A 26436-nucleotide genomic window follows, 5' to 3' on the forward strand; every position below is an offset into this window, starting at 1 on the left:
CTGGTGTTCCCGTCGACCTCCGAGGTCTACGGCATGTGCAGCGATGACGAGTTCGACCCGGAAGCCTCGCCGCTGGTCTATGGCCCGATCAACAAGCCGCGCTGGATCTATGCCTGCTCCAAGCAGCTGATGGACCGCGTCATCCACGCCTACGGCATGGAGCAAGGGCTGAACTACACGCTGTTCCGCCCCTTCAACTGGATCGGCGCGGGCCTGGACTCGATCTTCGAATCGAAGGAAGGTTCGTCACGCGTGGTGACGCAGTTCCTCGGCCATATCGTGCGCGGCGAGCCGATCAAGCTGGTCGATGGCGGCGCGCAGAAGCGCGCCTTCGCCGATATCTCGGACGGCATCAGCGCGCTGATGCGCGTCATCGAGAACCCCGGCGGCATCGCCAGCGGCAAGATCTTCAATATCGGCAACCCGGCCAATATCCATTCGGTGCGCGAACTGGCCGAGATGATGCTGAAGATGGCGGGGGACTATCCCGAGTACGCCGACGAAGCGCGCAAGACCCGGATCGTCGAGACCTCGTCGGGCGACTTCTACGGCAAGGGCTACCAGGACGTGCAGCACCGCGTGCCGAAGATCGACAACACCATCGAAGAGCTGGGCTGGAAGCCCGAGGTCACGATGGAGCAGTCGCTGCGCCGCATCTTCGAGGCCTATCGCGGCAAGGTGGTCGAAGCCCGCACGCTGGTCGACTCGGCCAACTGAGCGCGCACCGCAGATGGCACGCATTGCCCTGAAGGTCGACGTCGACACGCTGCGCGGCACGCGCGAAGGCGTGCCGAAGCTACTGTCGATGCTGGACGCCGCACAGGCGCAGGCCACGTTCCTGTTCAGCCTCGGGCCAGACCATACCGGCTGGGCGCTGCGGCGCGTATTCCGGCCCGGCTTCCTGAAGAAGGTGTCGCGCACCTCGGTGGTATCCAACTACGGCTTGCGCACGCTGATGTACGGCGTACTGCTGCCGGGGCCGGACATCGGGCGCAAGGCCGCGGCGGAAATGCGCGCGGCCCGCGCCGCAGGCCACGAGTGCGGCATCCACACCTGGGACCACGTCTACTGGCAGGACAACGTGCGCGAGCGCGATGCCGCCTGGACCCGCCGCCAGATGCAGCAGGCGTTTGCGCGCTACACCGAGATCTTCGGCGAAGCGCCGCCGACGCATGGTGCGGCAGGCTGGCAGATGAACGAAGATGCGTTCCGCCAGATCGACGACTGGGGCATGGCCTATGCATCGGACGGGCGCGGCACGGCGCCTTATATCCCCACCATCGACGGCGTGCCATGCCGGCACGTGCAGATGCCGACCACGCTGCCGACGCTGGACGAACTGATCGGCACCGACGGGCTGACCGAAGACAACGTCCATACTGCGCTGCTGCAGCTGACCGCAGGCCCGGGCGACCATGTCTTTACGCTGCATACCGAGCTGGAAGGCGGCAAGCTGGCGCCGGTGTTCGAGCGGCTGCTGGCGGGGTGGCGAGCGCAGGGGCACGAACTGGTGTCGATGGCGGCGTGGTATCGCGGGCTGGATCGAAGCGGGTTGCCGGAGCTGCCGGTGACCTGGGGGGAGATTCCGGGGCGGAGTGGGGAATTGATCGTGCAGCCCGGAGTGGTATCACGCTGAGCCCCAGCCAACACCGTTTGAACCAGGCACCCCTCTCCCGCAAGCGGGAGAGGGGTGCAAACCCGTGGCGACATCTAGTCCCGGCGGCTGGCTGCCCCCACCCGCAGCCCATTGAACACCACCAGCAGGCTCGCCCCCATATCGGCGAACACCGCCATCCACATCGTTCCCATCCCCATCACCGTCAGCGCCAGGAATACCGCCTTGATGCCCAGCGCCAGCGTGATGTTCTGCGCCAGGATGCGCGAGGTGCGGCGCGACAGGCGGACGAACTCCGGGATCTTGCGCAGGTCGTCGTCCATCAGCGCCACGTCGGCTGTCTCGATGGCGGTGTCGGTGCCGGCCGCGCCCATGGCGAAGCCGATATCGGCGCGCGCCAGCGCCGGTGCGTCGTTGATGCCATCACCAACCATGCCGATGCGGCCGCCGCGCGCGTGCGCGGCGTCGGTGAGTGCGGCGATGCCGTCGGCCTTGTCCTGCGGCAACTGGTTGCCGCGCGCCTCGTCGATGCCGACCTCGGCCGCGATGGCCTGCGCGGTATGCGGATTGTCGCCCGACAGCATCAGCGTCTTCACGCCCAGCGCATGCAATTCGGCAAGCGCCTGCCGGCTGGTCTGGCGCACCGTGTCGGCCACCGCAAAGAGCGCCAGCGCGGTGGCGGCGCCGTTGTCTTCGACGCGCGCCAGCAGCACCACGGTCTTGCCTTCGCGCTCGATCGCTTCCAGGCGCGCCTCCAGCGCCGGCGAGCATGCGCCCAGGTCATGCACAAGCCGGTGGTTGCCCAGTTGGTATTCAACGCCCTGCACCTTGCCGCGCGTGCCGCGTCCGGCGAGCGCCTCGAAATCGTCCACCGGCAGCGTGGCGATGCCCTCGCCCGCCGCCGCGGCGGCCACCGCGCGCGACACGGGGTGGTCCGAGCGCGCCGCCAGGCTGGCGGCAATGGCGCGCGCCTGCGGCGGCGCGTCGGCCAGCAGCGCATGGCCGGTCTGCACCGGCTTGCCGTGCGTGATCGTGCCGGTCTTGTCCAGCGCCACCCAGGCCAGGTGCCGGCCCTGCTCCAGGTAGACCCCGCCCTTGACCAGGATGCCCCGGCGCGCGGCCGCGGCCAGGCCGCTGACGATGGTCACCGGCGTGGAGATCACCAGCGCGCACGGGCACGCGATCACCAGCAGCACCAGCGCCTTGTAGATCCAGTCGGCCCAGCCGCCGCCGGCCAGCAGCGGCGGCACCACCGCCACCGCCACGGCAATCGCGAACACGGTCGGGGTATAGATGCGCGAGAACTGGTCGACGAAGCGCTGCGTCGGCGCGCGGCTGCCCTGCGCGGCTTCCACCGCGTGGATGATGCGCGCCAGCGTGGAGTCGCTGGCCGGCGCGGTCACGGTGTATTCCAGCTCGCCCGACTGGTTGATCGAGCCGGCGAAGAGCGGATCGCCCTCGGCCTTGTCGACCGGCACGCTTTCGCCGGTGATGGGCGCCTGGTTTAGCGCCGACTGGCCGCGCACGACCGTGCCGTCCAGCGCCACGCGCTCGCCGGGGCGCAGCCGCACCAGCGCGCCGACGGCGACGCTGGCCGCAGACACGGCTTCCCAGCTGCCGTCGTCGCGGCGCACCGTCGCCTGCTCCGGCGCCATCGCCATCAGCCCGCGGATCGCATTGCGCGCGCGGTCCAGCGAGGCGGCCTCAATGCGCTCGGCCAGCGCGAACAGCACCATCACCATCGCCGCTTCAGGCCACTGGCGCAGCAGCAGCGCGCCGGTAACCGCGATGCTCATCAATGCATTGATATTGAGATTGCCGTTGCGCAGCGCGATCCAGCCCTTGCGGTAAGTGGTCAGGCCGCCCAGCGCCACCGCCGCCAGCGCCAGCGCGGCCGGCAGCCACGGCAGGCCGAGCGCCAGCCATTCGGCCGCTTCCGCGCCGACCGCGGCCACGCCGGCCAGCGCCAGCGGCCACCAGGGCTTGTGCGCGGTGGATGATTCGGGCAGCACCTGCTGCGCGGCTTCGGCATCCAGCGGCACCGCCTGCATGCCGAGGCTGCGGATAGCAGCGACCACCGGCTCCGGCGACGGCAGCGTATGGTGGACCGTCAGCACCCGCTGGATCAGGTTGAACTCCAGCGCCGCCACGCCGGCCATACTGCCCAGCTTGTTGCGGATCAGCGTTTCCTCGGTGGGGCAGTCCATCGCGTCGATGCGATAGGCGGCCATGCGGGCGCCGGCCGGCACCTCGACAGGCGCGGCTGCCACGGCCGGCGTCAGGACAATCGTCGACGAGCAGCCACCTCCGCAGCAGGCGGGCGCCGCGGCGGCCGGGGCGGCCTGCGAAGGTCCGTGATCGTGGGCGTGGGCGTGGGCGTGGGCGTGATTGTCGCCATGATCGTGATCATGGGAGTGATCGCGCCCGTGATCATGGGCGTGATCGTGGCCATGCTCATGGCAGTGTTTGGAGTGATCGTGCCCCGGGCCTGCATGATCCCGGGGCAGTGCGTCTTCAGGTGACGTGCGAGCCATCTCTTGTTGTTCGCGTGGTTTGACCTGATGACATTGAAGACCCTGTAGCGGCTACAGAGTCAAGCGGGCCAGAGGCCGCAAGAGGCCCCTCAGTGCTCGCAATTGACCATCCACGACATGCCGAAGCGGTCAACCAGCATGCCGAAGCCTTCGGCCCAGAACGTCTTCTGGTACGGCACCACCACCTGCCCGCCGTCGGCGAGCCCGTTGAAGATGCGCTCGCCCTCTTCCTTGCTGACCGCGCCGACCGACAGGCTGAAGCCGCTGAAGGCCGGGCGCTCGCCCGGGCGGCCATCGGACGCCATCAGCTGGGTCTCGCCGAACTGGATATTGGCGTGCATCACCTTGTCCTTCCAGTCTTCCGGGATCTGCATGCCCTGGTCCGGCGGCGCCTCCTTGTAGCGCATCGCAAATGTCACCTGCGCCCCCAGCACCTTGCCGTAGAACGCCACGGCTTCGTCGAAGCGGCCGCCAAAATCCAGATAGGGTTGCACCTGCATTGTCACTCTCCTTGTGGGTTGTGATCCTGGTTGCGTAGGGATGCGCCGGCCGGAGTTGCCGTTGCCGGCACGCGCGCCATTATGCGCGCGCGCCGGGCACATGCAAGTGCAGCGGGCGTTTCACGCCACCGGGGCAGGCGCCTGCGCCGTCGCGGCCGCGCCCTCGGCGGGGAATTGCAGCGAGAACACCGTTTCCCCATCCAGGCTGCGCACGGTCACGCTGCCGCCATGCAGCCGCATGATGGTGTCGACAATCGCCAGGCCGAGGCCGGTCGACGTGGCGGAATTGCGGCGCGACGGATCCGCGCGGTAGAAGCGTCCGAAGATATGCGGCAGCGTTTCCGGCGGGATCGCCGGTCCCGCATTGCTGACGCGGATGCTGGTAGTGGCGCCGCCCGGCGCAGGCACGCGCGTGGCATCCAGCCGCACCGTGGTGCCCGCGGGCGCGTGGCGCAGCGCGTTGTCGAGCAGGTTGGTGACCGCACGCCGCAGCAGCGTCTGGTCGGCCTGCACCAGCGCGTGTCCGCCAACCGCCAGCGTGACATCGCGGTCGGCCGCGACCGCCTCGAAATACTCGGCCATCTTGTCGAGCTCTTCACGCGCGTCCAGCGTGCGCACGCCCAGCGCCACCTGCGCATGGTCGGCGCGCGCGAGGAACAGCATGTTCTCGATCATGCGCGCCAGCCGCTCGTACTCTTCCAGGTTCGATTCGAGCAGCGCCTCGTATTCCGCCGCGCCGCGGCTCTGCGCCAGCGTCACCTGGGTCTGGCCGATCAGGTTGCTGATCGGCGTGCGGAAATCGTGCGCCAGGTCGGCCGAGAACTCGGACAGCCGCGAGAAGCTGTCCTGCAGCCGCGCCAGCATGTCGTTGAGCGCGGCCGCCAGCTCGCGCAGCTCGGCGGGCGCACTGCCCACATCGAGCCGCGTGGCGAGCCGGCTGGTAGTCACCGCGGCAGCATCGGTTGCCATGCGCCGCAGCGGGCGCAGCCCGCGCCGCGCCAGCACGAAACCGAGCCCGGCCGCCACGGCCGCGCCGCACAGCGTCGCCCACAGCAGGCGGTAGCGGTATTCGCGGATCAGCGCCACGCGGTAGCCGGCATCGCGCAGCACCACGATCTCGACCGCCTTGTCGGAATCGCCGAGCTGGCCGAGCGCCGCAATGCCGCGCGAGGGCACGCCGTTGCGCGGACGCCAGGTCTGCAGCATGTCCTTTTCAGGCTGTGTGCCGGCCGGCAGCACGCGCAGCGGCGGCACGGTCTCGTTGCGCGGATTGAGGGTGACCAGCGGCTCGCCCTGGCGCGTGCGCACCACCAGGATCAGCCCTTCATGACCCATGGCGATATCGGCGAACCGGTGCGTATCGGCGCGGATTTCCGCCTCGCTGCGCACTTCGCGCAGCAGGTGGCGCACCAGCAGCACTTCGCCGACCAGCTCGCTCTCATCGCGGCCCTCCAGCTGCGCTGACAGCGCGCTGGACAGGTAGGCGGCCACGCTGACCAGGATCGCGGCCGTGGCCAGCCCGTACGCCAGCGCCAGCCGCGTGGTAAGGGACGACGGCAGCCGCATCATGCCGCGGCGGGGCCGCAGCCATCGCTGTCTTCGCCATCGTCCAGGACGTAGCCCATGCCGCGCCGGGTATGGATCAGCTTGCGCGGGAACGGGTCGTCGACCTTGGCGCGCAGGCGCCGGATCGACACGTCGACCACATTGGTGTTGCTGTCGAAGTTGACGTCCCACACCTGGGACGCGATCAGCGAGCGCGACAGGACCTCGCCGCGGCGGCGCGCCAGCAGGTACAGCAGCGCAAACTCCTTGGAGGTCAGGTCGATCTTCTGGCCGGCGCGCACCACGCGACGCCGGATGGCGTCGATCTGCAGGTCGGCCACTTCGATGAATTCGCTTTCGCGCATCGGTCCGCGGCGCAGGATGGTGCGGATGCGCAGCACCAGCTCCGCGAACGCGAACGGCTTGACCATGTAGTCGTCGGCGCCCAGCTCCAGGCCCTTGAGGCGGTCGGACAGCTCGTCGCGCGCGGTCAGGAACAGCACCGGCGTGTCGCGCTCGCGGCGCAGTTCGCGCAGCACCTGCCAGCCGTCCAGGTTCGGCAGCATCACGTCCAGCACGATCAGGTCGTAGGGGTGCTCGCGCGCGTGGGCCAGGCCGTCGACGCCGTCGCGCGCCAGGTCCACCACGAAGCCGGATTCGGTGAGGCCCTTGAGCAGGTAGTCGCCCGCCTTGGGTTCGTCCTCGACAATCAGGATACGCATGTGTCAGTCACTTTCCGGCGGCGCCAGTGCCGCCAATGCGTAACGCTAGCCGAGGACAGCCGGAAATGGGCAAAGATTTCAGAAATGTCATCGCAAAGACGGCTTTTTGCGGGTAAATGCCAGTAAAATGCGCGCTGACCGCCGGCTTCGCCGATGGTTCCCCGCGCGCCGCGCGCTTTCCTGTCCGCTTAGCCTTCGCCCGCCTGATGAAACGCCTGCCGCGCCTGTCGAATTCCCTGCTGCTGTCGCTTGCCCTGATCGCGCTGCCCGTGTCCGCCGCCGACGCGGCCGTGACGACCGTGTGCAGCGCGGTGCAGGCCGCGGGACTATCGCTGCCGGAACGGCATGCCGCGGCCAAGATGGTAGCCGAAGCCGCACTGGGCGGCGGTAGCGAAGGCAGCTGCCGCGGCGCCGCCGTGCAGGTCATGGCGGAACCCGGCGGACAAGGCGTGCCGCTGCAACTGCAGGACGATGGATCGCCGCAGCCGTCGGACGACGACACCGCTACGCTGCCGGCGCAGCCCGCCGCCGCCGCGGGCGAACTGCCGGAACTGCCGCCCGAGGTGATGGCCCACTGGGCGCATGTGGCGCCGATGGCGACACCGGCGGTATTCAACGGCCTGCTGCCTTTCGCCACGCGCTGCTGAAGCGCCACGCCGCGCCTGGCGGCTTTTCCGACTGTTTCAGACTGTTTTCAGACGGTTTCCGGCTGCTACCCGTCGACCGCCACACAGCCACTGGCGCTGCGCATGCGGCTTATCCGACGCGGAAGAACTCGATCGATTGCCCCGCATTGACTGCGCGCTGCAGCCAGTCGGGGTATTCGCCCTCGCCGTCCCAGCTTTGCCCCAGGGCATTGCGGTAGAGCGGACGCGGTGCGCCGTTGGCTTTGGCGGCTTTGGCGCTGACAACATCGGCGCCAGCCTCGGGCGCGGCTGCCTTGCGTGAAGATTCCACAGCGGGCGCCGGGACCTTGTCAAAGCATCCCGCGGCGACCAGGTCGTCAAGCGTCAGCGCATGACGATCCATTTGCTCGTGGATCCAGGCCACCGCAGCGAGTTTGGCTGAATCAGACTCGGACATGACTATCGTGAGAGGCCCGCTGCATTCCCGCGGGCAATGAAGACCGGCGATGGAACCGCAGGCCGGTCGGATAGCCATGATTCTACAGCCTTTGCCTGCGCTGCCGGCGTTTGCGCGTGACCGCGCAGCGCATTTCCTTGCATTTGCCATGTGCTTGCCCTGCGCTTGCCCTGCGCTTGCCCTGGGCTTTCCCTGCGTTGCCATGCACTGGCCGCGCTGGCCGCGTTGGCCAATGCTGCATGACGGCAATGTCATGCGGGCGTCATGCTGGCGTGGAGGGCGAGTGCCTAGACTTCTCTCTACCGCCGCCCGTCCCGGGCTGCACTCTTACGGAGAAGCATCCATGCAAGCACTCAGGCAAATCCTTGTCGCCACCGCGCTGACTGCGGCCGTGGCCGGCACCGCGCAAGCCGCACCGCGCAGCGTCGATCCGTTCAGCGATGGCGCGCGCAGCGTCACTGGTACGCGCAGCCCGTTCACCGACGGCGCACATACGGCCACCGGCACCCGCAGCAGCTTTACCGATGGCGCACACACCGCCACCGGCACGCGCAGCACGTTCACCGACGGCGCGCACAACCCGAACGGCCCGCGCGACAGCTTTAGCGACGGCGCCTGACCTCCCCAGCCCATGCGCCCGCCACGCAGCCGCCATGCCGCGCACGCGGGACCGCATCAGCGCACCGCGCCGTAGATCCGGCGCGCATCCGCGGCGCCGGCGATGGGCCGGCCCAGCGTGAGCCCGCCTTGCACGGCCTGCGCCACCAGCGCGGCGTTGCCGGGCGCGCGGCTGCCGTCGCGCAGCAGCAGGTTGTTCTCGAACCCTACCCGCACATGGCCGCCGAACGCGGCGGCCGCGGTCACGCAGGCATTCTCTTCGCGGCCAAAGGCGCAGATCGCCCACGGCAGCGTATCGTCGCTTTCCGCGGCCACCTGCAGGAACGGCAGCAGGTCGTGTGGCGACGAGACCTGCCCCGCCGAATAGCGTCCCAGCACATAAAGCAGCGACCACGCGCCAGCCGGCACCAGCCCGCGCGCGCGCAGCCCATGCCAGCGGCGCACGTCGGCCGCGTCGTACAGGATCACCTGCGTCATCACGCGTTCGCGCGCCAGCCAGGCGAAGAACGCGGCCAGCTCGTCTTCCGGGATCTCCGGCACCGCCACTTCGCGCAGCCCCACAGACACGGCTTCTGGCCGCAGCTCGCGCACCATCGCCATCTGCGCGGGGGCCTTGTACACGCCGGCGGCTTCGCTGGTCACCTGCACCAGCAACGAGTCGCCGACCGCCTGCCTTACCGCGGCCAGCGCGTCGCGGTAAGCCTGCACGTCGAGCGAATGGCGGCCCTGCGCGTCGCGCACGTGCATATGCATCATGGCGGCGCCGGCATCGACGCAGGCACGCGCTTCCTGGGCCAGCGCCGCGGCGGTCAGCGGCACCGCGGGATGGTCGGCAGACTGCTTGTACGCGCCGTTGGGCGCCACCGTGACGATCAGCGGCGAATCGGCCAGCGCTGCGCGGGGGGCCGCGGATTGTGCCGAGGCGGACGGATTGGCTTGGGTCATGGCTGGATCCCGGGCAATTCAGGGGCGATCAGGTCGAGGCCGGCACGCAGCAGGCGGTCGTAGCGCGCGCGCTCGGCGTCAATGGCTTCGGGGCTCCAGACATAGAAGCCCTCGCCGCGCTTCATGCCGTGGCGGCCGTCGGCGGCGCGCTCGGCCAGGCAACGGGCGGGATGGTCGTCATTGCAGAAGCTCGGGTACATGGTGGCGCCGGCGGCGGCATGCACGTCGATGCCGGCATGGTCGCGCTGCAGCACCGGGCCCGCCGCCAGGAAACGGAAGCCGAAGCCGAAGCGCACCGCCGCATCCACGTCCTCGGGCGAGGCAATGCCGCGGTCGATCAGGCTGAAGGCCTCGCGCGACAGCGCGTGCTGCAGCCGGTTGGCGAGGAAGCCCGGCAAGTCCTTGCGCACCTTCACCGGCACCATCGCGCAGCGGCGCATGAACGCGATCAGGGCGTCGGCGCCGCGCTCGTCGCTGTCCTCGCCCATCACCACTTCGACCAGCGGCACCAGGTGCGCCGGCATGAAGAAATGCAGGCCCAGCATGCGCGCGCGCGTCTCCAGCCCGGCTCCGATCGCGCTGATCGGGAAGCTCGAGCTGTTGCTGGCGAGCACCGTGTCGGGCCGCGCGCGCCGGACCAGGTCGGCGAACAGCTGCTGCTTGAGTTCGAGCCGCTCGGGGATGCACTCGATCACCAGGTCGACCGTGGCCCAGTCGACTTCATCAAGCGAGGCTGCCACGGACAGGCAGGCGTCGCCCTCGGCGCGGCCGATGGCGGCCAGGTTGTCGCGCACCCGCCCGGGCAGCGCGGCACCGCGCGTGGCGTCGGGCTCGATCACGGTGGTGCGGCACAGGGCGCGGGTCAGCACCACGGCGACGTCGGCGCCCATGGTGCCGCCGCCCACCACCACCGCATGGGCGGCGCGAGGGGGGCCCAGCGGGCTGGTGGTGACCGATTCGGTCAGGTTCGGCATAGGTTCTCCGGGGAAATCCTGCGGGATTGGTGGGCTGCCCCGGCGGCCACCAGGGCGCGCCGGACAACGGATTCCCGGCAGTGTAGAGAACTCGCTTTGATTGATGAAGTCGATTCTGTGGATAAAATGATCCACAAATCAGATCAATCGCACGATCAGGCCTGTCGTGCCTCTCATGTTTTCCGCGGCGCACACCGCGCCCGCCACTGCCCGACCATGAAACTCAACCTGTCGATGCGGGACATCGAAACCACACTGGTACTCGGCCGCACACTCAACTACCGCCAGGCCGCCAGCCAGTTGCACCTGTCGCAGTCCGCCCTGTCCACGCAGATCCTGCGCATCGAGGAATCGCTCGGCGTGCGGCTGTTCGACCGCACCACCCGCAGCGTGCGCCTGACCGCCGCGGGCCAGGTCTTCATGCAGCAGGCCGCGCTGCTGCAGGCCGCCTTCCGCGGCGCCATCGACGCCGTCACCGGGATTGCCAGCGCCGAGCGTGGCCAGGTGGCCGTGGCGGCGCTGCCGTCGCTGGCGGCCCGCATGCTGCCGCGCGTGCTGATGGCCTACCACCGGGCGCGCCCGGAAGTGGCGCTGAAGGTGATCGACACGCTGTCCGGCCCGGCCTTCGACCTGGTGCGCGCGGGCGAGGTGGACTTTGCGCTGACCGCGGCCGATCCGCAGCAGGCCGACCTGCACTACGAGCCGCTGCTGTCAGACCGCTTCGTGCTGCTGATCCCGTCGGCGCACCCGCTGGCGCGCAGCAGCGGCCCGTTGCGCTGGGCCGATACCGCCGCCGCGCCCCATGTATCGATGACGCACCCCAGCAGCGTGCGCCAGTACGCCGAATGGGCCTTCCTGCAGAACAAGATCCGTTTCCAGCCGGTGTTCGAGGCCGAGCACCTTGCCACCATCGCCGCCATGGTCGAGTGCGGCTTCGGCGTGGCGGCGCTGCCCGAGATCGCGGCCGGCACCGTGCGCCAGCCGGGCATCGTCGAGCGGCTGCTGACCGCGCCCGTGACCGAGCGCTCGATCGGGCTGGTGACTTCGCGCAACCGCACGCTGTCCCCCGCTGCCGCCGAACTTGCCGCGGCGGTGCGCGCGCAGCTGGCGCATCCCGACGCCGCCGGCGCCGGAACGGCGCTGAACTGACGCGATAATGCGCGATACCTCGCCGATGTTCGCCTGTTTGCGCCGCGCAAGGACAAGCTGACGCTGGAAACGACGCGCGAGGGAAGTGGTTATTTTCAAGCAGCGTTCAACCAGATCGCCCCGGTGATACAGCGGGCGTGGCTCGCCAGCCTGTTGCGTCGCTGAGCGGCGTGCAGCAGCGCCAGGACAGGCCCGGCGCGCAGCCGGGCCTGCCAGCTTCAGGAAGGGTCTTTGGTACGCGTGCGCGAGACGGCCATCATGATGCCGATGCCGAGCACGATCAGGCAGGCAATGCCGATATAGACGGTCGCGAGGCCGGCCGTTGACATCGCCCAGGCGATGCCGCCGACCAGGACCAGCAAGCCAATGATGTATAGCGCGAATGACATGAACCGGCTCCTTGCGGTGGTGACGCTGCTTCCAATGTAGGTAGCACCACGCGCGCAAGGGATAGGACGATGGCGGACGGCGGCGTAGGCGGGTTCTGACTTCGCTGTGATGCCGCTGTCACGCGGCAGTCGCGGCGACGCTCGACCGGATCCGTCAGGCAGCGCCCCGGGCCTGCTCCGCGGCGAGATAGGCATCGCGCGACGGCAGCAGGTGGCGCCGGCACAGGTCGACCAGTGCCTCGCGCTCGCCCTGCTGCAATGCCTCGATCATGGCCCAGTGCTCCTGCCGCGCGCGCTCGCGGTAGGCCGCGGCCGCCAGCGTGCCGAAGCGGATCGGGTGGGTACGGCGCGCATAGTCGCCGATGGCCTGCTGCAGCACGGCGTTGCCGGTCAGCGCGAACAGCTCGCGGTGGAAGGCCTGGTTGATGCGGAACACCGCGCGCGCATTGCCGGTGGCCACGGCCGCGTCGTGCTGCTTCTGCACGGCGACCAGCGGCGCCAGCCGCGCTGGCGGCACCGGCAGGTCGATCTGCGCGGCCGCATGGCATTCCAGCACTTCGCGCAGCGCGTACAGTTCCAGCACCTCGCGCGCGGAGAACGCTCGCACCACCGCGCCGACATTGCGCTTGCGCTCGACCACGCCGATCGCCTCCAGGCCCGCCAGCACCTGCCGCACCACATGCCGCTTGAGGCCGAAGCGCGCCATCAGGTCGTCCTCGGTCAGCCGCTCACGCGGGTGCAGCCGGCCGAAGACGATGTCCTCCTCCAGCGTATCGACCGCCTGCTGCATGGTTTCGGCCCGCAGGGTGATGTCGTGCATGGCTCAGCGCTGATGCGGCACGGTATCCACCGTCTGCGTCGCACGCAGGAAGTCGAAGTCGACACCCTGGTCGGCCTGCGTCACGGTTTCCAGAAACAGCTTGCGGTAGCCGCGCCCGGCGCGCGGCCGCTCCACCGGCTGCGCCGCGGCGCGGCGGGCCAGTTCTGCGTCATCGACCAGCAGCGTCACTTCGCGCTCGCGCACCGACAGGCGGATGCGGTCGCCGCTCTGCACCAGCGCCAGCGGCCCGCCGATCGCCGCTTCGGGCGTCACGTGCAGCACGATGGTGCCAGCTGCGGTGCCGCTCATGCGGCCGTCCGAGATGCGCACCATGTCCTTGACCCCGGCACGCGCCAGCTTGCGCGGGATCGGCATGTAGCCGGCTTCCGGCATGCCGGGCGCGCCGGTGGGCCCGATGCGCTTGAGCACGAGAATATCGTCGGCCCTGACGTCGAGCGCTTCGTCGTCGATGCGCAGCGCCATGTCTTCGGCGTTCTCGAATACCACGGCGCGGCCCTCGTGCTCCATCAGCACCGGATCGGCGGCGGACTGCTTGATGATGGCGCCGCCCGGCGCGAGGTTGCCGCGCAGCACGGCCAGGCCGCCGGCCGGATAGATCGGCGCGGCGGCGCTGCGGATCACGTCCTGCGCGAACGGCGGCGGCGCGGCGTCAAGCTCTTCGCCGAGCGTGCGCCCGGACACGGTCAGCGTGTCCAGGTGCAGCAGCGGACGCAGCTCGCGCAGCAGCGTCGCCATGCCGCCAGCCTTGTGGAAGTCCTCCATGTAATGCTGCCCCGAGGGCTTGAGGTCGACCAGCACCGGTGTCTCGCGGCTCATGCGGTCCAGGCCCGCCAGGTCGATATCGATGCCGAGGCGGCCGGCGATCGCGGTCAGGTGCACGATGCCGTTGGTCGAGCCGCCGATCGCCAGCAGCACGCGCAGCGCGTTCTCGAAAGCCTTGCCGGTCAGGATGCGGTCCGGCGTCAGGCGCGCCTTGGCCATTGCCACGGCCGTGGTGCCGGTGCGCTCGGCCACGCGGATGCGATCGGCCGTCACCGCCGGCGCCGACGCACCGCCGGCCACCATCATCCCGAGCGCCTCGGTTACGCACGCCATGGTGCTGGCGGTGCCCATCACCGAGCAGGTGCCGACGCTGGCCACCAGCTGATTGTTGACGTCGGCGATCTCGGCGGCATCGATCTCTTCCGCACGATAGCGGCCCCAGTAACGGCGGCAGTCCGTGCAGGCGCCCACGCGCTCGCCGCGATGGGCGCCGGTGAGCATCGAGCCGGTCACCAGCTGGATCGCCGGCACCCCGGCCGAGGCCGCGCCCATCAGCTGCGCCGGCACGGTCTTGTCGCAGCCGCCGATCAGGACCACGGCATCCATGGGCTGCGCGCGGATCATCTCCTCGGTGTCCATCGACATCAGGTTGCGCAGGTACATGCTGGTCGGCGCGGAAAAGCTCTCATGCACCGAGATGGTCGGGAAGTCGACAGGCAGGCCACCGGCGAGCATCACGCCGCGCCGCACCGCCTCGATCAGCTGCGGCGCGTTGCCGTGGCAAGGGTTGTAGCTGCTGCCGGTGTTGACGATGCCGATCACCGGCCGCGAAAGCGCGTCGTCGGTATAGCCCGCGCCCTTGATGAAGGCCTTGCGCAGGAACAGCGAGAAGCCCGTGTCGCCGTAGTTGGTCAGGCCCTTGGCCAGGCCTTGCGGTTGGGCGTCGTCGGGCTTGCCGGGGTCGTTGGCGGACATGAGGGCTATCTCCAATGAAATTATTGATAATCGATGGCCAGAAGCTTAGCGGCCAATGCAGGCGTGGCGCAAGTCCGGCATCGCAATGCATTTATTAATTTCATTTTGAGATCAGTCGATAGAAAAATACGGATTCATCAATCAAACGGTGCGACCTACACTTGGCCCCGATAACGAGCCGGGCGTCATCCGCCGGCGGCCAGCCGCCGCCCGCCGATCCATTCCCATTCCAACGATTTCCCCGGCACAGGAGACCCACATGCCTGGCATTTCGCCCACGGCCGTCCGCGCCGCCACTGCGTCGCGCCGCACCCCTCGCCGCTCCATCCTGGTCGCTTCTCTCGCATTTGCCGGCATGCTTCTCGCCCCGGTATCGGGCATGGCCGCGGACGCCTACCCCGCCAAGCCCGTCCGGCTCGTCGTGCCCTACCCGCCCGGCGGCGCCACCGACGTGATCGGCCGCACGCTGGCCCAGCGCCTGTCCACCACGCTCGGCCAGCAGGTCGTGGTCGACAACCGCGCCGGCGCCGCGGGCAACATCGGCGCCGAGCTGGTCGCCAAGTCGCCCGCCGATGGCTATACCCTGCTGATGGGCGCGCTTACCAGCCACGCCATCAATGCCGCGCTGTACAAGAGCCGCGTGCCTTACGACCTGGAAAAGAGCTTTGCGCCGGTTTCGATCGTCGGCACCGTGCCGCTGGTGTTCGTGGTCAATCCTTCGGTCAGCGCCAGCAGCCTGCCGCAACTGGTCTCGCTGGCGAAATCCAAGCCCGGCGCCATCACTTTCGCCTCGGCAGGCAACGGTTCTCCGCAACACCTGGCCGGCGAGATGTTCAAGCGCATGGCCGGTGTGGAGATGCTGCACGTACCGTACAAAGGCAGCGGCCCGGCCATGACCGACCTGATCGGCGGGCAGGTGCTGAGCATGGTCGAGACCGTTCCCGCAGCCCAGGCCTACGTCAAGACCGGCAAGATCCGCGCCCTGGCGGTTGCCTCGCCCGAGCGCGTCAACGCGCTGCCCGACGTTCCCACCGCCACCGAGGCCGGGCTCAAGGACTTCGAAGTCAGCTCGATGTTCGGCATCGTTGCACCGGCCGGCACGCCGGGGCCGGTGATCGACCGGCTCAGCAGCGACCTGAAGAAGATCCTGGCTGAGCCGGAGGTCCAGGCCACGCTGCTCAAGCAAGGGGCGATTGCCACGTGGACGACGCCGGCGCAGGCGGGCGCCCGGATCAAGGCGGAGGTCGGCAAGTGGAATACCGTGATCCGGGATGCGGGGGTGAAGCCGGAGTAGGCGTTTCGGCCGTTTGGGCCATTGAGCGGCAAACGCATCGAATTGCCATGCTTGATGCTTGATGATGACGGCTGCGTCACCTGTTGCGCAGCCGTTTCCCCGTCGCTGTATCTGTCGCTGCCTCGAACCCGCCCGTATACTTTGTGGGGGCCTCCAGCCTGCGCCCTCACCGATTCCACAACAAATCAAGCAACGGAGCAGCAGCATGCGTGTCGCATTTCTCGGCCTGGGCGTCATGGGTTTCCACATGGCCGGCCACCTCGCCGCCAAGGGGCACGAGGTCACCGTCTACAACCGCACCGCCGCCAAGGCGCAGGCCTGGGTCGGGCAGTTCGGCGGCAAGTCTGCAGCAACCCCGGCACTGGCGGTGCGCGACGCACAGGTGGTGTGTTCCTGCGTCGGCAACGACGACGACCTGCGCGCGGTGCTGACCGGCCCTGACGGCGCCTTCTTCGGCGCGCCGAGCGGCTGCATTTTCGTCGACCACACCACGGCCAGCGCCAATGTCGCGCGCGAGCTCTACGCCGCGGCCGGCGAGCGCGGCCTGCATTTTGTCGACGGCCCGGTCTCGGGCGGCGAGGTCGGCGCGGAAAAAGGCATCCTGACCATCATGTGCGGCGGCGATGCCGACGTCTACGCGCGCGCCGAGCCGGTCATCGCCGCCTATGCCCGCGCCGTCACCCGCATCGGCGAGGCCGGCGCCGGGCAACTGGCCAAGATGGTCAACCAGATCAGCATTGCCGGCCTGATCCAGGGCCTGTCCGAGGCCATTGCCTTCGGCGAGCGCGCCGGGCTGGACATGCCGCTGGTGCTGGATGTCATCAGCAAGGGCGCCGCCGGCTCCTGGCAGCTGGAAAACCGCGGCCCCACCATGATCGACAACAAGTTCGATTTCGGCTTCGCGGTGGACTGGATGCGCAAGGACCTGGGCCTGTGCCTGGACGAATCGCGCCGCAACGGCGCCGCGCTGCCGGTGACGGCACTGGTTGACCAGTTCTATGCCGACCTGCAGCAGATGGGATGCGGCCGCGCCGACACCTCGTCGCTGATCAAGCGCCTGCGCGTGCACGTGAAGAAGGCGTGATGTGGCGGCTGCGGCGCATGCCGTCGTCCGATTCCTACAACGATTTCGGCGCATGCCGGAAAGGCTGCCGGCCGGCACGGGCCTAAGCTGGACGCATGGGCCCATCCCCCGGGACCGGCCCGGCAACGATGCAGGAGACCATCATGTGGAAACTCGCAGGCGCGCTCCTGATAGGCGCGAGCATGGCGCTGGCTGGCTGTACCGCGGCGGGCGCAGTCGCCGGCGGTGTGGCCGGCCATGAACTGACCGACGGCAGCACGGCCGGTACCATCGGCGGTGCCGTGGTCGGCGGCGTGATCGGGCACGAGCTGGGCAAGTAGCTGGGCAAGTAACAGCTGACAGCTTCGCGCTTCGGCACGGGCAGCTTCGGAAAGGCAGGAAGGCCGCATTGCGCGGCCTTCTTTGCTTTGCCGGACGGCCCGTGCTCAGCTCGGGTGCCGGGGCGCAGCCTTTCCGGCAAGCCGCAAGCGCCGCCACAGCAGCGCCGGCAGCCGCACCACGCATCCGGCCAGCAGCCGCAGGTGCATCCCGGTCAGCAGCAGGTTGTCACGCAGGTAGCGGAAGTGCGAGACGCCGCCTTCGCCCCGTGCAAAGTAGCGGACCGGCGCGGCCACATTGATGGGGCGGACACCACGCCAGCACAGGCGGACCGCTGCCTCGGGATCGAAATCGAAGCGCCGCATCCAGCGCGTTTCGCGCATCACCGCGCGCAGGGGCGCGATCGGGTAGACGCGGAAGCCGTAGAGAGAATCGCCGATCCCGGCCCATAGCGTCTCGACATCGGCCCAGAAATTGGACATGCGCCGCCAGTAGACCCGTTCGCGGGGCGCGCTGGCGTCAAATACCGGCCGGCCCAGCACCATCGCGTCCGGCTCGCGCTGCGAGATCGCCATGAACTCGCCGATCAGGTGGGCAGGGTGCTGGCCGTCCGCATCCATGACCAGCACATGGGTGAAACCCTCCGCCGCGGCGGCTTCGATGCCATGCAGCACGGCCGCGCCCTTGCCCTGGTTGCTGGGCAGCGTCAGCACGCGCAGCGCCGGGGCGGCACCCTCGGCCTCGGCTTGCAGCCAGCGATCGCTGCCGTCGGTGCTGCCGTCGACCACTACCCATACCGGCGTCCAGGCTGCGCGCGCGGCCTGCAGCGTGCCGTGCAGGCGCATGCCGGTGTTGTAGCTGGGGATCAGCACCAGGTGGGACCGCTGCGCCGCGTCGGCGCCCGCCGCCGGCACCAGGCGTGGCGTGGCATGCTCGGGCATGTCGCGCTCCGGATCCCGGGTGGCAGGCTCAGCTGGCGCGCTGCGCCGCGACGTAGGCAGCGAGGCTGCCGAGCGACGCGAAGATGGTCTTGTTGTCGGGATTGTCCGAACGCAGTTCGACCCCGTACTTGCGCGACACCAGCAGGGCGATCTCCAGGATGTCGATGGAGTCCAGCCCGAAGCCTTCGCCGTAAAGCGGCGTGTCGGCGGTGACGTCTTCCAGTCGCAGCTCTGCGATGTCGAGTTCGTCGATGATCAGGCGGGCGAGTTCGGTTTCGAGTTCGGTCATGTTGCAACAGAGGGGCCGCCGCGGCACGCAGCCGGTCCGGATCGTCCCGGCGCGCCGTGGGGGCCAGCCGATGCTACCAAAGGCCCCGATGGCGGGCTACCCGAGAGAAGTTTGGTAACAACATCAACAGGGCTTTGGGGAATCCTGGCACCGCGTAGGAGGTCTTTTAAGGTATAAAGCGTTCGCTTCGGTAGCCTGGCACACTCGTGCGGCTTTTGAGTTTTGCCAATCTTGGGCCACCGATTGAAGTGCCGTTTGCCATACATGATAACGACTAACGATGTCCTCGAGCCAATCTTCCTTCCCCCACGGCCGGTCCGCGCCGGACCAGCCGATCGCCAGGGCCGCTACGCCGCAGGCAACCCCTTTGGTGGCCGGCCGGGGATGGATGTTCGGGGTCGCCGGGTTCGTCGCCTATGAATGCGCGCTGCATTATGCCGCCCATCGGGCAGGAGCCGAAGTCGCCGCATTGTTTCTTGGCGCCCTTCCGTTCGTTGCGATCGGTTTCCTGACGGCATTGCGCACAGCCGGCCGCAAACCAGCGCTGTTCGCACTGTTTGCGGCATGCGCAGCGCTCTGGCTCTGGCGTACGCCGCTGTCGCACCATTTCGGCTGGACTTATCTGATGCAGCATGCCGGCGTCAACGTTGCCCTCGGCCTGATGTTCGGCCTGACGCTGCGTGCCGGCCGCACGCCGCTGTGCGCGCAGATCGCCGCCGCGCTGCACGGCGAACTGACGCCGTCGCACGCCCGCTATGCCAGGCGCGTAACGCAGGCCTGGACCCTGTTCTTCGCGGCCATGGCGGGCGTCTCGACGCTGCTGTTCGTGCTGGCACCGGTGGCGACATGGTCGAACTTCGCCAACCTTGGCACGCCCGTGCTGATCGCCGCGATGTTCGCTGCCGAAGCGGCATGCCGCCGCATCGCCTTCCCCGGCATGCGCCACGGCGGCCTGCTCGATGCGGTGCACGGCTATCGCGCCGTGATGGCGGCGAGGGCGGCCCGGGCGGCCCGGGCCGCCAAGGCGACCGGGGCCGTGGCACCGGCGCGCGCCGGGATGCCGCGCTGAGGCGCGCCGCGGTTCTGCCATGACTGAGATTCCGCTCATCGCGCGCACCTCCCCTGGCGCCATCCTGGCCTGGGTACAGGGCCGGCCCGTCACCGTGCGCGAGTTCCTGGCCGACGTGAAGCTGCTGGCCGCCGCGATGCCGGCGGGGGGGCACGTCTTCAACGCCTGCGCCGACCGCTACCACTTCACCGTAGGCCTGTGTGCCGCGCTGCTGCGCCGCAAGGCCACGCTGCTGCCGTCGTCGCAAACCCCCGAGACGGTGCGCCAGCTCAGTGCATTCGCCCCGGACGTGTTTTGCCTGCGGGACCAGCCGGCTCCGGCAATGGCAATGCCGGTGTTCGACTATCACCAGGGCGTCGTCGCCGCCGCGGATGCGAACGCATGCTCCGATGTGCCTTCGATTCCCGCCGACCGCGTCCTGGCCTACGTCTTCACCTCCGGCTCGACCGGCACCCCGGTGCCGCACCGCAAGACCTGGGGGGCGATGGCCCGCGGCGCGCGTGCCGCGGCGCAACGGCTGGGCCTGTGCGACGGGCGCGCATGGACCCTGGTCGGCACGGTGCCGCCGCAGCATATGTTCGGTCTGGAGGCCACCGTCATGCTGGCGCTGCAGGGCGGCGCCGCGCTGGCGTCGGCGCCGGCGTTCTACCCGGCCGACGTCCGCGACGCACTGGCCACGGTGCCAGCACCGCGCGCGCTGGTCAGCTCGCCGGTACACCTGCGCACGCTGGTGCAGGCGGACATGGCCATGCCGGCCGCCGACCTGCTGTTGTGCGCCACGGCACCGCTCGGCCGCGAGCTCGCCGCCGCGGCGGAAGCCCTGTTCCACGGCCCGCTGCGTGAAATCTACGGCAGCACCGAGACCGGCCAGCTTGCCACCCGCCGCACCGCGCAGGAAGACCTCTGGACGCTGGTGCCCGGCGTCCGGCTGCAGCCGCGTACGGCGGACGGCGAAGCTGACTCCATGACCTGGGCCGAGGGCGGGCATATCGAGCAGCCGGTGGCGCTCGGCGATGCCATCGAACCGCTGGATGCCGGACACTTCCTGCTGCACGGCCGCAAGGGCGACCTGCTCAATATCGCCGGCAAGCGCACCTCGCTGGCCTACCTTGACCACCAGCTCAATGCCATCGACGGCGTGCAGGACGGCGCCTTCTTCATGCCCGGCGACAGCCACGAAGGCGATGCACAGGGTCACGTGGTACGGCTGGTGGCAGTCGTCGTCGCGCCGGGCGTGACCTCGGCGGCGATCCTGCAGGCGCTGCGCGAACGCATCGACCCCGCCTTCCTGCCGCGCCCGCTGCTGTTCGCCGAACGCCTGCCGCGCAATGCCGCCGGCAAGCTGCCGCGCGACGCGCTGGCGGCGCTGGTGGCGCAGTTGTCTGGCTCCCGCGACGGCGCCCCCGCGCTGCCCGCCTTTGTCATCGACGCCGGCCACCCCGCCATGGCCGGCCATTTCCCCGGCAATCCGATCGTGCCCGGCGTGGTGCTGCTCGACCACGCCCTGCTGGCGCTCGGATCCGCGCTGGGGCGGCCGCTGGTGCCCGCGCAGGCCGGGACGATCAAGTTCCTGAGCCCGGTGCGCCCAGGCGAGCGGGTGGAGATCGAGCACGCCGCCGAGCCGGCGACGGATGGCAGCGAACGCTTGCGCATCACGCTGCGCAGCGGGGGACGCGAAGTGGCCAGCGGCACGCTGCAGCTGCGCGCCTCTGCAGCGGAGGGCGCGCCATGCTGACCTGGCTGTGGAAACGGCAGGCGCCGGTGCAGGCCACGGACTGGTCCCGGCGCAAGGAGCGCAGCAACATCCCGCTGCTGCGCGTCATGACGTGGATCTCGCTGGCGCTGGGACGTCCGGCCGGGCGCGTGGTGCTGCGCCTGATCGCGGCCTATTTCACGCTGTTCTCGCCGGCGGCGCGCCATGCCTCGCGCGCCTACTTGGACCGCGCGCTGGGCCGCGAGGCGAACTGGATCGACGGCTACCGGCATGTATTCACCTTTGCCTCGACCATCCACGACCGCATCTACCTGCTCAACGGCCGCTTCGACCTGTTCGACATCCGCCTCCATGGCGAAGGCCTGCTCGAAGCCGCCATGGCGCGCGGCCGCGGTGCGATCCTGCTGGGCGCGCACCTTGGCAGCTTCGAGGTCGTGCGCGCGCTCGGCCGGCAGCATCCGGACATGGAGGTCGCCATCACCATGTACGAGGAAAACGCGCACAAGCTCAACGACGTGCTGCAGTCGATCAACCCCGCCATGCGCCAGGACGTGATCGCGCTGGGCCGCTTCGACACCATGCTGCGCGTGCGCGACTACCTCGACCGAGGCTACATGATCGGCATGCTGGCCGACCGCACCTTGTCGCAGCGCGCCACCGATCCGGTGCAGCAATGCGACTTCCTCGGCGCGCCCACCGGCTTCCCGACCGGGCCACTGCGCATGGCCGCCATGCTGCGCCGGCCGGTGTTCTTCATCACCGGGCTGTATCGCGGCGGCAACCGCTACGATGTCCATTTCGTGCCGCTGGCGGATTTCTCGCAAACCGCGCGCGGCCAGCGCGAAGCCGCGGTGCAGTCGGCACTCGACGGTTATGTGCGCCTGCTGGAGAAATTCAGCCGCAAGGCGCCATACAACTGGTTTAATTTCTATGACTTCTGGCACGCCGGCCCGCCGCTGTCGGAGCAGCCGCCGCCGGGCAACGAGCCATGAGCCCATTGAGCGTCTTGAGCGTTTTGAAAGCCTTCGATCCTGACCCGATCTTTTCCGCCAGGCGCGCCGGGCCCGCCCAGCTCATTCTCCGCGCGCTGCTGCCGTGGCTGCTGGCAGGCGCCGCGTTCGGCATCGCGATAGCGGGCAACGCCGCCGCCCAGTCCGTGCCTGCCACGCGCCAGGCCGCGCCCGCCTTCGGCGTCGACCAACTGATGTCCACGCTGGCGCAGCGCAAATCTGGCCGGGTCCGCTTCACCGAGACCAAGTACCTGGCGATGCTGGCCAGGCCGGTGCAGTCTTCCGGCGAACTGGTCTTTACCGCGCCCGACCACCTGGAGAAGCGCACCGTATCGCCCAAGGCCGAGAGCATGGTGCTCGACGGCGACATGATGACGGTGGAGCGCGACGGCAAGCGCTTCACCATGCCGCTGCAGAACTACCCCGAGCTGGCGGCCTTTATCGAGAGCATCCGCGGCACGCTTGCCGGCAACCGCCATACGCTCGAGCGCTACTACAAGCTCGGCCTCGAAGGCCGCGCCAGCCGCTGGACGCTGACGCTGACGCCGGCGGACTCGCGCATGGCGGCGGTGGTCAGCCAGGTGCGCATCGATGGCCGCCAGGATGCGCTGGACCGCGTCGAGATCCGCCAGGCCGACGGCGACCGCTCCGTCATGACGATCCGCCCCGCCGGCCACCCATGAGCGCAGCCCCCCGTACGCCGCCCCCCTCGCCCCCCTTGCCCCCCTCGCCCCCCTCGCCCCCGCGGCGCTTTACCCTGCCCGGCGCGCGCCTGGCGCTTGCGCTGTGGCTGGTCGCGCTGCTGGCGTGTGCGGCGGTGATCAGCCGCACCAGCTTCACCGCCGACCTGTCCGCCTTCCTGCCGCGGCTGCCCAGTGCCGAACAGCAGTTGCTGGTCAGCCAGCTGCGCGACGGGCTGGTATCGCGGCTGATCCTGGTCGGCATCGAAGGCGGCGACGCCGATGGCCGCGCCGCGGTCTCGCGCGCGATGGCGGCGCAGTTGCGGCGCGATCCGCGCTTCACCGCGATCCAGAACGGCGAGCCGCTGAACCAGGACGCCGACCGGAAGTACGTCTACGGACACCGCTACCTGCTCAGCCCCACCGTCACGCCGGAGCGCTTCAGCGAGCACGGACTGGCGCGCGCCGTGAACGACTCGTTCGAGCTGCTGGCCTCGTCGGCCGGCCTCTTCACCAAGGCACTGCTGCCACGCGACCCCACCGGCGAAGTCGCGGCGATGCTGACGCAGCTCGACGCCGGCCAGCGCCCCCCGCTGCATGCCGGCGCCTGGGCCTCGCGCGACGGCAAGCGCGCGGTGCTGCTGGCGCAGAGCGCGGCCGCGGGTTCGGATACCGACGCGCAGGCGCAGGCCATCGGCGCAATCCGCGATGCCTTTGCCAGTGCCGCGGCGAACGGCCCCTACCAGCTCGCCATGACCGGGCCCGGCGTCTTCTCCGTCAAGTCGCGCGACACCATCCGGCACGACGTCGAGCGCTTGTCGACCATCGGCGTGGCCATCATCGTCACGCTGCTGCTGGTGGTCTACCGCTCGGTGCCGCTGCTGGTGCTGGGACTGGTGCCGGTAATTAGCGGCGCGCTGGCCGGCATCGCGGCGGTGAGCCTGGGTTTCGGCGGCACCGTGCACGGGCTGACGCTGGGTTTCGGCACCACGCTGATTGGCGAGGCGGTCGACTATTCGATCTACCTGTTCGTGCAGTCGGCGCAATACACGCGCAACGGACAGCGCGACAACCGCGCCTGGCTGGGTGGGTTCTGGCCCACGGTGCGGCTGGGCGTGCTGACCTCGGTCTGCGGTTTTGCCTCGCTGCTGCTGTCGGGCTTTCCCGGGCTCGCGCAACTCGGCTTGTACTCGATCGCCGGGCTCGCAACGGCGGCGCTGGTGACGCGCTTCGTGCTGCCGCAACTGGTGCCTGCCACGCTGCACCTGCGCGACGTAACGCCGCTGGGACGCCGCCTGGCGTGGCTGGCCGACCGCGCGCGCCGGCTGCGCTGGCTGGTGCTGTTGCTGGTGGTCGCCGCAAGCGCCGTGCTGGCGACGCATCGCGGCACGCTGTGGGGCCGCGAGCTGGCCGCGCTGAGCCCGGTGCCCGCGAGCGAGCAGGACCTCGACGCCTCGCTGCGCGCGGACCTTGGCGCGCCCGACGTGCGCTTCCTGGTAGTGCTGTCCGGCCCCGATCAGGAGAGCGTGCTGCAGGGCGCCGAGCGCGTGGCCCACGAACTCGACCCGCTGGTGGCGCAGAACTTCATCGGTGGCTATGAAAGCCCCGCGCGCTACCTGCCCAGCGACGCCACCCAGCGCGCGCGCCAGGCCAGCCTGCCGCCGCCCGCCGAGCTGGCGCAGCGGCTGCGCGCGGCCGTCGCCAGCCAGCCGGTGCGGGCCGACCTGTTCGCACCGTTCCTGGCCGAAGCCGAGCAGGCTCGCACCGGCCCGCTGCTGCGGCGCGAAGACCTGCGCGGGACCTCGATGGCACTGGCGGTCGATGCGCTGCTGACGCAGCGCGACGGGCGCTGGAGCGCGACGCTGCCGCTGCGGGCTCCTGCCACAGCGAACGCCGCGCATGCCGGCGACGGCGTCGACAGCGCCGCGGTGCGCGCCGCGGTCGCCCGCGCCGATGTGCCCGATACGCTTTTCGTCGACCTCAAGGGCGAGTCCGACCGCCTCTATGCCGGCTACCTGCGCGAAGCGCTGCTGTTGTCGCTGGCTGGCCTGCTGGCCATCGTGGCGCTCCTGGCGATCACGCTGCGCTCGCCGCGCCGCGTGGCGGCCACGGTACTGCCGCTGGCCGCCGCCGCGGTGGTCGTGCTGGGCGGACTGGCCGCCCTGGGACAGCCGCTGACGCTGCTGCACCTGGTGGGCCTGTTGCTGCTGGTGGCAGTAGGCTCGAACTACGCGTTATTCTTCAATGGCGCGGCAGCGGGCCAGCCCGGCGCGGCCAATTCCCCGCACACGCTGGTCTCCCTGCTGCTCGCCAACCTGACAACGGTGGCCGCCTTCGGGCTGCTGGCGCTGTCGAGCCTGCCATTGCTGCGGGCGTTCGGCCTGACGGTCGGCCCCGGCGCCATCCTGGCGCTGTGGTTCTCTGCGATCCTGGCGCGGCCCGCGGCCGCCCCGAATGCCGGGAATGCCGCGACCGGACCGGACCGGAGTACGACATGAACCGCTTTTCCGCATCCGGCGGCGCCTGGCACGACACACCGCCAAGCCGCCGGTGGCGCCCCAGCCCGCTGCTGTACGGCGCGGCCGCGGTCCACGTGGCCGGCATCGGCGCCATGTTCACGCATCCCGGCAGCATGGTCCCGGCACTGGCAGGCATTGCCGCCACCCATGCGGCCATGTGCGCCGGCGGCTTGTGGCCGCGCAGCACGTGGCTGGGGCCCAACCTGCTGCGGCTGCCGCCGTCCGCGCTGGATTGCGTAGCGCTGACCTTCGACGATGGCCCCAATCCGGCGCTGACGCCGCGCGTGCTCGACCTGCTCGACCAGCACGGCGCGCGCGCCACCTTCTTCTGCGTCGGCGAGCGCGCCGCGGCGCATCCGGCGCTGGTGCGCGAGATCGTGCGCCGCGGCCATGCGGTGGAAAACCACAGCATGCATCACCGGCTGCATTTCTCCCTTTTCGGACCGGGCCGGATGCTGCGCGACATCAGCGCGGCGCAGCAGGTGCTGAGCGACATCACCGGGCAGGCGCCGCGCTTCTTCCGCGCGCCGGCCGGGCTGCGCAACCCGTTCCTGGAACCGGTGCTGTGCCGCCTAGGGCTCCACCTGGCGGCGTGGACGCGGCGCGGCTTCGATACCCGCTCCGGCGACATCGCGGCGCGCGTGGCGCAGCGCCTGACCGGCAAGCTCGCGGGCCGCGACATCCTGCTGCTGCATGACGGCAATCCCGGCGTCGATCCGGCCGGCAATCCGCACTGCACGACGGTGCTGCCGGACCTGCTTGCCGCCATCAACCGGGCCGGGCTGCGATGCGTGACGTTGCGCGCGGCGGTGGAATCAGGGCATGCCGACAGCCGTACAGGACAGTCGCCGACAAACTGACCGGCC

General features: G+C 69.7%; 26 protein-coding genes. 14 read left to right on the top strand and 12 right to left on the bottom strand.

Annotation, left to right across the window (positions count from 1 at the left end):
• Positions 1-717, top strand: a 717-nt coding sequence (locus K309_RS0113565; protein ID WP_029046935.1) for a bifunctional UDP-4-keto-pentose/UDP-xylose synthase, incomplete at its 5' end; no start/stop codon positions are given.
• Positions 718-730: 13 nt separating this feature from the next.
• Positions 731-1636: a polysaccharide deacetylase family protein gene (locus tag K309_RS0113570; protein ID WP_029046936.1), complete on the top strand. Its 906-nt coding sequence runs from the start codon at positions 731-733 to the stop codon at positions 1634-1636.
• A 74-nt stretch (positions 1637-1710) separates the two neighbouring features.
• On the opposite strand, the gene K309_RS0113575 is transcribed toward K309_RS0113570, so the two are convergent.
• The 4 genes from K309_RS0113575 to K309_RS0113590 form a co-directional block, all read right to left on the bottom strand.
• Entirely contained in the window at positions 1711-4149 is a 2439-nt protein-coding gene (locus K309_RS0113575) for a heavy metal translocating P-type ATPase (RefSeq protein ID WP_029046937.1), read from the bottom strand.
• An 89-nt stretch (positions 4150-4238) separates the two neighbouring features.
• Positions 4239-4649 carry a VOC family protein gene (locus K309_RS0113580; RefSeq protein WP_029046938.1) on the bottom strand — a complete coding sequence of 137 codons (411 nt, stop codon included), beginning with the start codon at positions 4647-4649 and terminating at the stop codon, positions 4239-4241.
• A gap of 120 nt (positions 4650-4769) precedes the next feature.
• Positions 4770-6218: a heavy metal sensor histidine kinase gene (locus K309_RS0113585; protein WP_029046939.1), complete on the bottom strand. Its 1449-nt coding sequence runs from the start codon at positions 6216-6218 to the stop codon at positions 4770-4772.
• A complete protein-coding gene (locus tag K309_RS0113590) occupies positions 6215-6916 on the bottom strand; it encodes a heavy metal response regulator transcription factor (protein ID WP_029046940.1) in 702 nt (233 codons plus the stop codon). The genes K309_RS0113585 and K309_RS0113590 overlap by 4 nt, the downstream gene beginning before the upstream one ends.
• A 116-nt stretch (positions 6917-7032) precedes the next feature.
• Here K309_RS0113590 and K309_RS0113595 point away from each other — a divergent pair, with 116 nt between their 5' ends.
• Positions 7033-7563 (top strand): hypothetical protein, encoded by a 531-nt coding sequence (locus K309_RS0113595; protein ID WP_232232376.1) that lies wholly within the window; start codon positions 7033-7035, stop codon positions 7561-7563.
• Between the two features lie 109 nt (positions 7564-7672).
• On the opposite strand, the gene K309_RS0113600 is transcribed toward K309_RS0113595, so the two are convergent.
• On the bottom strand, positions 7673-7999 hold the full coding sequence (locus K309_RS0113600; RefSeq protein ID WP_029046942.1) for an H-NS family nucleoid-associated regulatory protein: 327 nt from the start codon (positions 7997-7999) through the stop codon (positions 7673-7675).
• A gap of 343 nt (positions 8000-8342) precedes the next feature.
• On the opposite strand from K309_RS0113600, the gene K309_RS0113605 reads away from it, so the two are divergent.
• Positions 8343-8618 (top strand): hypothetical protein, encoded by a 276-nt coding sequence (locus K309_RS0113605; RefSeq protein ID WP_029046943.1) that lies wholly within the window; start codon positions 8343-8345, stop codon positions 8616-8618.
• 56 nt (positions 8619-8674) lie between these two features.
• Here K309_RS0113605 and K309_RS0113610 read toward each other — a convergent pair whose 3' ends face one another.
• Together K309_RS0113610 and K309_RS0113615 are read right to left on the bottom strand one after the other, a co-directional pair.
• Positions 8675-9562: a beta-keto acid cleavage family enzyme gene (locus K309_RS0113610; RefSeq protein ID WP_029046944.1), complete on the bottom strand. Its 888-nt coding sequence runs from the start codon at positions 9560-9562 to the stop codon at positions 8675-8677.
• Positions 9559-10536, bottom strand: coding sequence for a 3-hydroxyacyl-CoA dehydrogenase family protein (locus tag K309_RS0113615; RefSeq protein ID WP_051320432.1), 978 nt, complete (start codon positions 10534-10536; stop codon positions 9559-9561). Before K309_RS0113615 ends, K309_RS0113610 begins: the two co-directional genes overlap by 4 nt.
• Before the next feature lie 216 nt (positions 10537-10752).
• On the opposite strand from K309_RS0113615, the gene K309_RS0113620 reads away from it, so the two are divergent.
• A complete protein-coding gene (locus tag K309_RS0113620; protein ID WP_029046946.1) occupies positions 10753-11685 on the top strand; it encodes a LysR family transcriptional regulator in 933 nt (310 codons plus the stop codon).
• A 218-nt stretch (positions 11686-11903) separates the two neighbouring features.
• On the opposite strand, the gene K309_RS42430 is transcribed toward K309_RS0113620, so the two are convergent.
• From K309_RS42430 to K309_RS0113635, 3 genes are all read right to left on the bottom strand, one after another.
• Entirely contained in the window at positions 11904-12074 is a 171-nt protein-coding gene (locus K309_RS42430) for a hypothetical protein (protein ID WP_029046947.1), read from the bottom strand.
• 154 nt (positions 12075-12228) lie between these two features.
• Positions 12229-12894, bottom strand: a complete 666-nt coding sequence (locus tag K309_RS0113630) for a GntR family transcriptional regulator (RefSeq protein ID WP_029046948.1) — start codon at positions 12892-12894, stop codon at positions 12229-12231.
• A 3-nt stretch (positions 12895-12897) separates the two neighbouring features.
• On the bottom strand, positions 12898-14652 hold the full coding sequence (locus K309_RS0113635; protein WP_029046949.1) for an IlvD/Edd family dehydratase: 1755 nt from the start codon (positions 14650-14652) through the stop codon (positions 12898-12900).
• Positions 14653-14911: 259 nt separating this feature from the next.
• Between K309_RS0113635 and K309_RS0113640 the strand changes: the two genes are divergently transcribed.
• From K309_RS0113640 to K309_RS0113650, 3 genes are all read left to right on the top strand, one after another.
• The gene (locus K309_RS0113640) at positions 14912-15946 is read left to right on the top strand and encodes a Bug family tripartite tricarboxylate transporter substrate binding protein (protein WP_051320433.1); all 1035 of its coding nucleotides are present in this window, start codon (positions 14912-14914) and stop codon (positions 15944-15946) included.
• Between the two features lie 184 nt (positions 15947-16130).
• Complete coding sequence (locus tag K309_RS0113645) at positions 16131-17030, top strand: NAD(P)-dependent oxidoreductase (RefSeq protein WP_369796422.1); 900 nt, start codon at positions 16131-16133, stop codon at positions 17028-17030.
• 143 nt (positions 17031-17173) lie between these two features.
• Positions 17174-17350, top strand: coding sequence for a glycine zipper 2TM domain-containing protein (locus K309_RS0113650; RefSeq protein WP_029046952.1), 177 nt, complete (start codon positions 17174-17176; stop codon positions 17348-17350).
• Positions 17351-17455: 105 nt separating this feature from the next.
• On the opposite strand, the gene K309_RS0113655 is transcribed toward K309_RS0113650, so the two are convergent.
• Together K309_RS0113655 and K309_RS0113660 are read right to left on the bottom strand one after the other, a co-directional pair.
• Positions 17456-18289, bottom strand: coding sequence for a glycosyltransferase family 2 protein (locus K309_RS0113655; protein ID WP_029046953.1), 834 nt, complete (start codon positions 18287-18289; stop codon positions 17456-17458).
• Positions 18290-18317: 28 nt separating this feature from the next.
• Positions 18318-18578: a phosphopantetheine-binding protein gene (locus K309_RS0113660; RefSeq protein WP_029046954.1), complete on the bottom strand. Its 261-nt coding sequence runs from the start codon at positions 18576-18578 to the stop codon at positions 18318-18320.
• Between the two features lie 280 nt (positions 18579-18858).
• Here K309_RS0113660 and K309_RS36470 point away from each other — a divergent pair, with 280 nt between their 5' ends.
• The 6 genes from K309_RS36470 (at position 18859) to K309_RS36475 (ending at position 26430) form a co-directional block, all read left to right on the top strand.
• Entirely contained in the window at positions 18859-19647 is a 789-nt protein-coding gene (locus K309_RS36470) for a COG4648 family protein (protein WP_232232377.1), read from the top strand.
• Between the two features lie 19 nt (positions 19648-19666).
• Positions 19667-21382, top strand: coding sequence for an AMP-binding protein (locus K309_RS0113670; RefSeq protein WP_029046955.1), 1716 nt, complete (start codon positions 19667-19669; stop codon positions 21380-21382).
• Positions 21376-22353 carry a lysophospholipid acyltransferase family protein gene (locus K309_RS0113675; protein WP_029046956.1) on the top strand — a complete coding sequence of 326 codons (978 nt, stop codon included), beginning with the start codon at positions 21376-21378 and terminating at the stop codon, positions 22351-22353. Before K309_RS0113670 ends, K309_RS0113675 begins: the two co-directional genes overlap by 7 nt.
• A gap of 83 nt (positions 22354-22436) precedes the next feature.
• Positions 22437-23054, top strand: a complete 618-nt coding sequence (locus K309_RS0113680; RefSeq protein ID WP_156914360.1) for a LolA-related protein — start codon at positions 22437-22439, stop codon at positions 23052-23054.
• Complete coding sequence (locus tag K309_RS0113685; RefSeq protein WP_084402417.1) at positions 23051-25549, top strand: MMPL family transporter; 2499 nt, start codon at positions 23051-23053, stop codon at positions 25547-25549. Before K309_RS0113680 ends, K309_RS0113685 begins: the two co-directional genes overlap by 4 nt.
• Entirely contained in the window at positions 25546-26430 is an 885-nt protein-coding gene (locus K309_RS36475; RefSeq protein WP_051320435.1) for a polysaccharide deacetylase family protein, read from the top strand. Before K309_RS0113685 ends, K309_RS36475 begins: the two co-directional genes overlap by 4 nt.
• The last annotated feature ends 6 nt before the right edge of the window (positions 26431-26436 follow it).

It is taken from the genome of Cupriavidus phytohabitans, from assembly GCF_000426345.1.
Taxonomy (GTDB): Bacteria; Pseudomonadota; Gammaproteobacteria; order Burkholderiales; family Burkholderiaceae; genus Cupriavidus.

Excerpts from the sequence above, each read along its gene's own strand:
- K309_RS0113570 (WP_029046936.1), top strand. The coding sequence starts at position 731 with ATGGCACGCATTGCCCTGAAGGTCGACGTCGACACGCTGCGCGGCACG.
- K309_RS0113575 (WP_029046937.1), bottom strand. The coding sequence starts at position 4,149 with ATGGCTCGCACGTCACCTGAAGACGCACTGCCCCGGGATCATGCAGGC.
- K309_RS0113580 (WP_029046938.1), bottom strand. The coding sequence starts at position 4,649 with ATGCAGGTGCAACCCTATCTGGATTTTGGCGGCCGCTTCGACGAAGCC.
- K309_RS0113585 (WP_029046939.1), bottom strand. The coding sequence starts at position 6,218 with ATGATGCGGCTGCCGTCGTCCCTTACCACGCGGCTGGCGCTGGCGTAC.
- K309_RS0113590 (WP_029046940.1), bottom strand. The coding sequence starts at position 6,916 with ATGCGTATCCTGATTGTCGAGGACGAACCCAAGGCGGGCGACTACCTG.
- K309_RS0113595 (WP_232232376.1), top strand. The coding sequence starts at position 7,033 with ATGCCAGTAAAATGCGCGCTGACCGCCGGCTTCGCCGATGGTTCCCCG.
- K309_RS0113600 (WP_029046942.1), bottom strand. The coding sequence starts at position 7,999 with ATGTCCGAGTCTGATTCAGCCAAACTCGCTGCGGTGGCCTGGATCCAC.
- K309_RS0113605 (WP_029046943.1), top strand. The coding sequence starts at position 8,343 with ATGCAAGCACTCAGGCAAATCCTTGTCGCCACCGCGCTGACTGCGGCC.
- K309_RS0113610 (WP_029046944.1), bottom strand. The coding sequence starts at position 9,562 with ATGACCCAAGCCAATCCGTCCGCCTCGGCACAATCCGCGGCCCCCCGC.
- K309_RS0113615 (WP_051320432.1), bottom strand. The coding sequence starts at position 10,536 with ATGCCGAACCTGACCGAATCGGTCACCACCAGCCCGCTGGGCCCCCCT.
- K309_RS0113620 (WP_029046946.1), top strand. The coding sequence starts at position 10,753 with ATGAAACTCAACCTGTCGATGCGGGACATCGAAACCACACTGGTACTC.
- K309_RS42430 (WP_029046947.1), bottom strand. The coding sequence starts at position 12,074 with ATGTCATTCGCGCTATACATCATTGGCTTGCTGGTCCTGGTCGGCGGC.
- K309_RS0113630 (WP_029046948.1), bottom strand. The coding sequence starts at position 12,894 with ATGCACGACATCACCCTGCGGGCCGAAACCATGCAGCAGGCGGTCGAT.
- K309_RS0113635 (WP_029046949.1), bottom strand. The coding sequence starts at position 14,652 with ATGTCCGCCAACGACCCCGGCAAGCCCGACGACGCCCAACCGCAAGGC.
- K309_RS0113640 (WP_051320433.1), top strand. The coding sequence starts at position 14,912 with ATGCCTGGCATTTCGCCCACGGCCGTCCGCGCCGCCACTGCGTCGCGC.
- K309_RS0113650 (WP_029046952.1), top strand. The coding sequence starts at position 17,174 with ATGTGGAAACTCGCAGGCGCGCTCCTGATAGGCGCGAGCATGGCGCTG.
- K309_RS0113655 (WP_029046953.1), bottom strand. The coding sequence starts at position 18,289 with ATGCCCGAGCATGCCACGCCACGCCTGGTGCCGGCGGCGGGCGCCGAC.
- K309_RS0113660 (WP_029046954.1), bottom strand. The coding sequence starts at position 18,578 with ATGACCGAACTCGAAACCGAACTCGCCCGCCTGATCATCGACGAACTC.
- K309_RS36470 (WP_232232377.1), top strand. The coding sequence starts at position 18,859 with ATGTCCTCGAGCCAATCTTCCTTCCCCCACGGCCGGTCCGCGCCGGAC.
- K309_RS0113670 (WP_029046955.1), top strand. The coding sequence starts at position 19,667 with ATGACTGAGATTCCGCTCATCGCGCGCACCTCCCCTGGCGCCATCCTG.
- K309_RS0113675 (WP_029046956.1), top strand. The coding sequence starts at position 21,376 with ATGCTGACCTGGCTGTGGAAACGGCAGGCGCCGGTGCAGGCCACGGAC.
- K309_RS0113685 (WP_084402417.1), top strand. The coding sequence starts at position 23,051 with ATGAGCGCAGCCCCCCGTACGCCGCCCCCCTCGCCCCCCTTGCCCCCC.
- K309_RS36475 (WP_051320435.1), top strand. The coding sequence starts at position 25,546 with ATGAACCGCTTTTCCGCATCCGGCGGCGCCTGGCACGACACACCGCCA.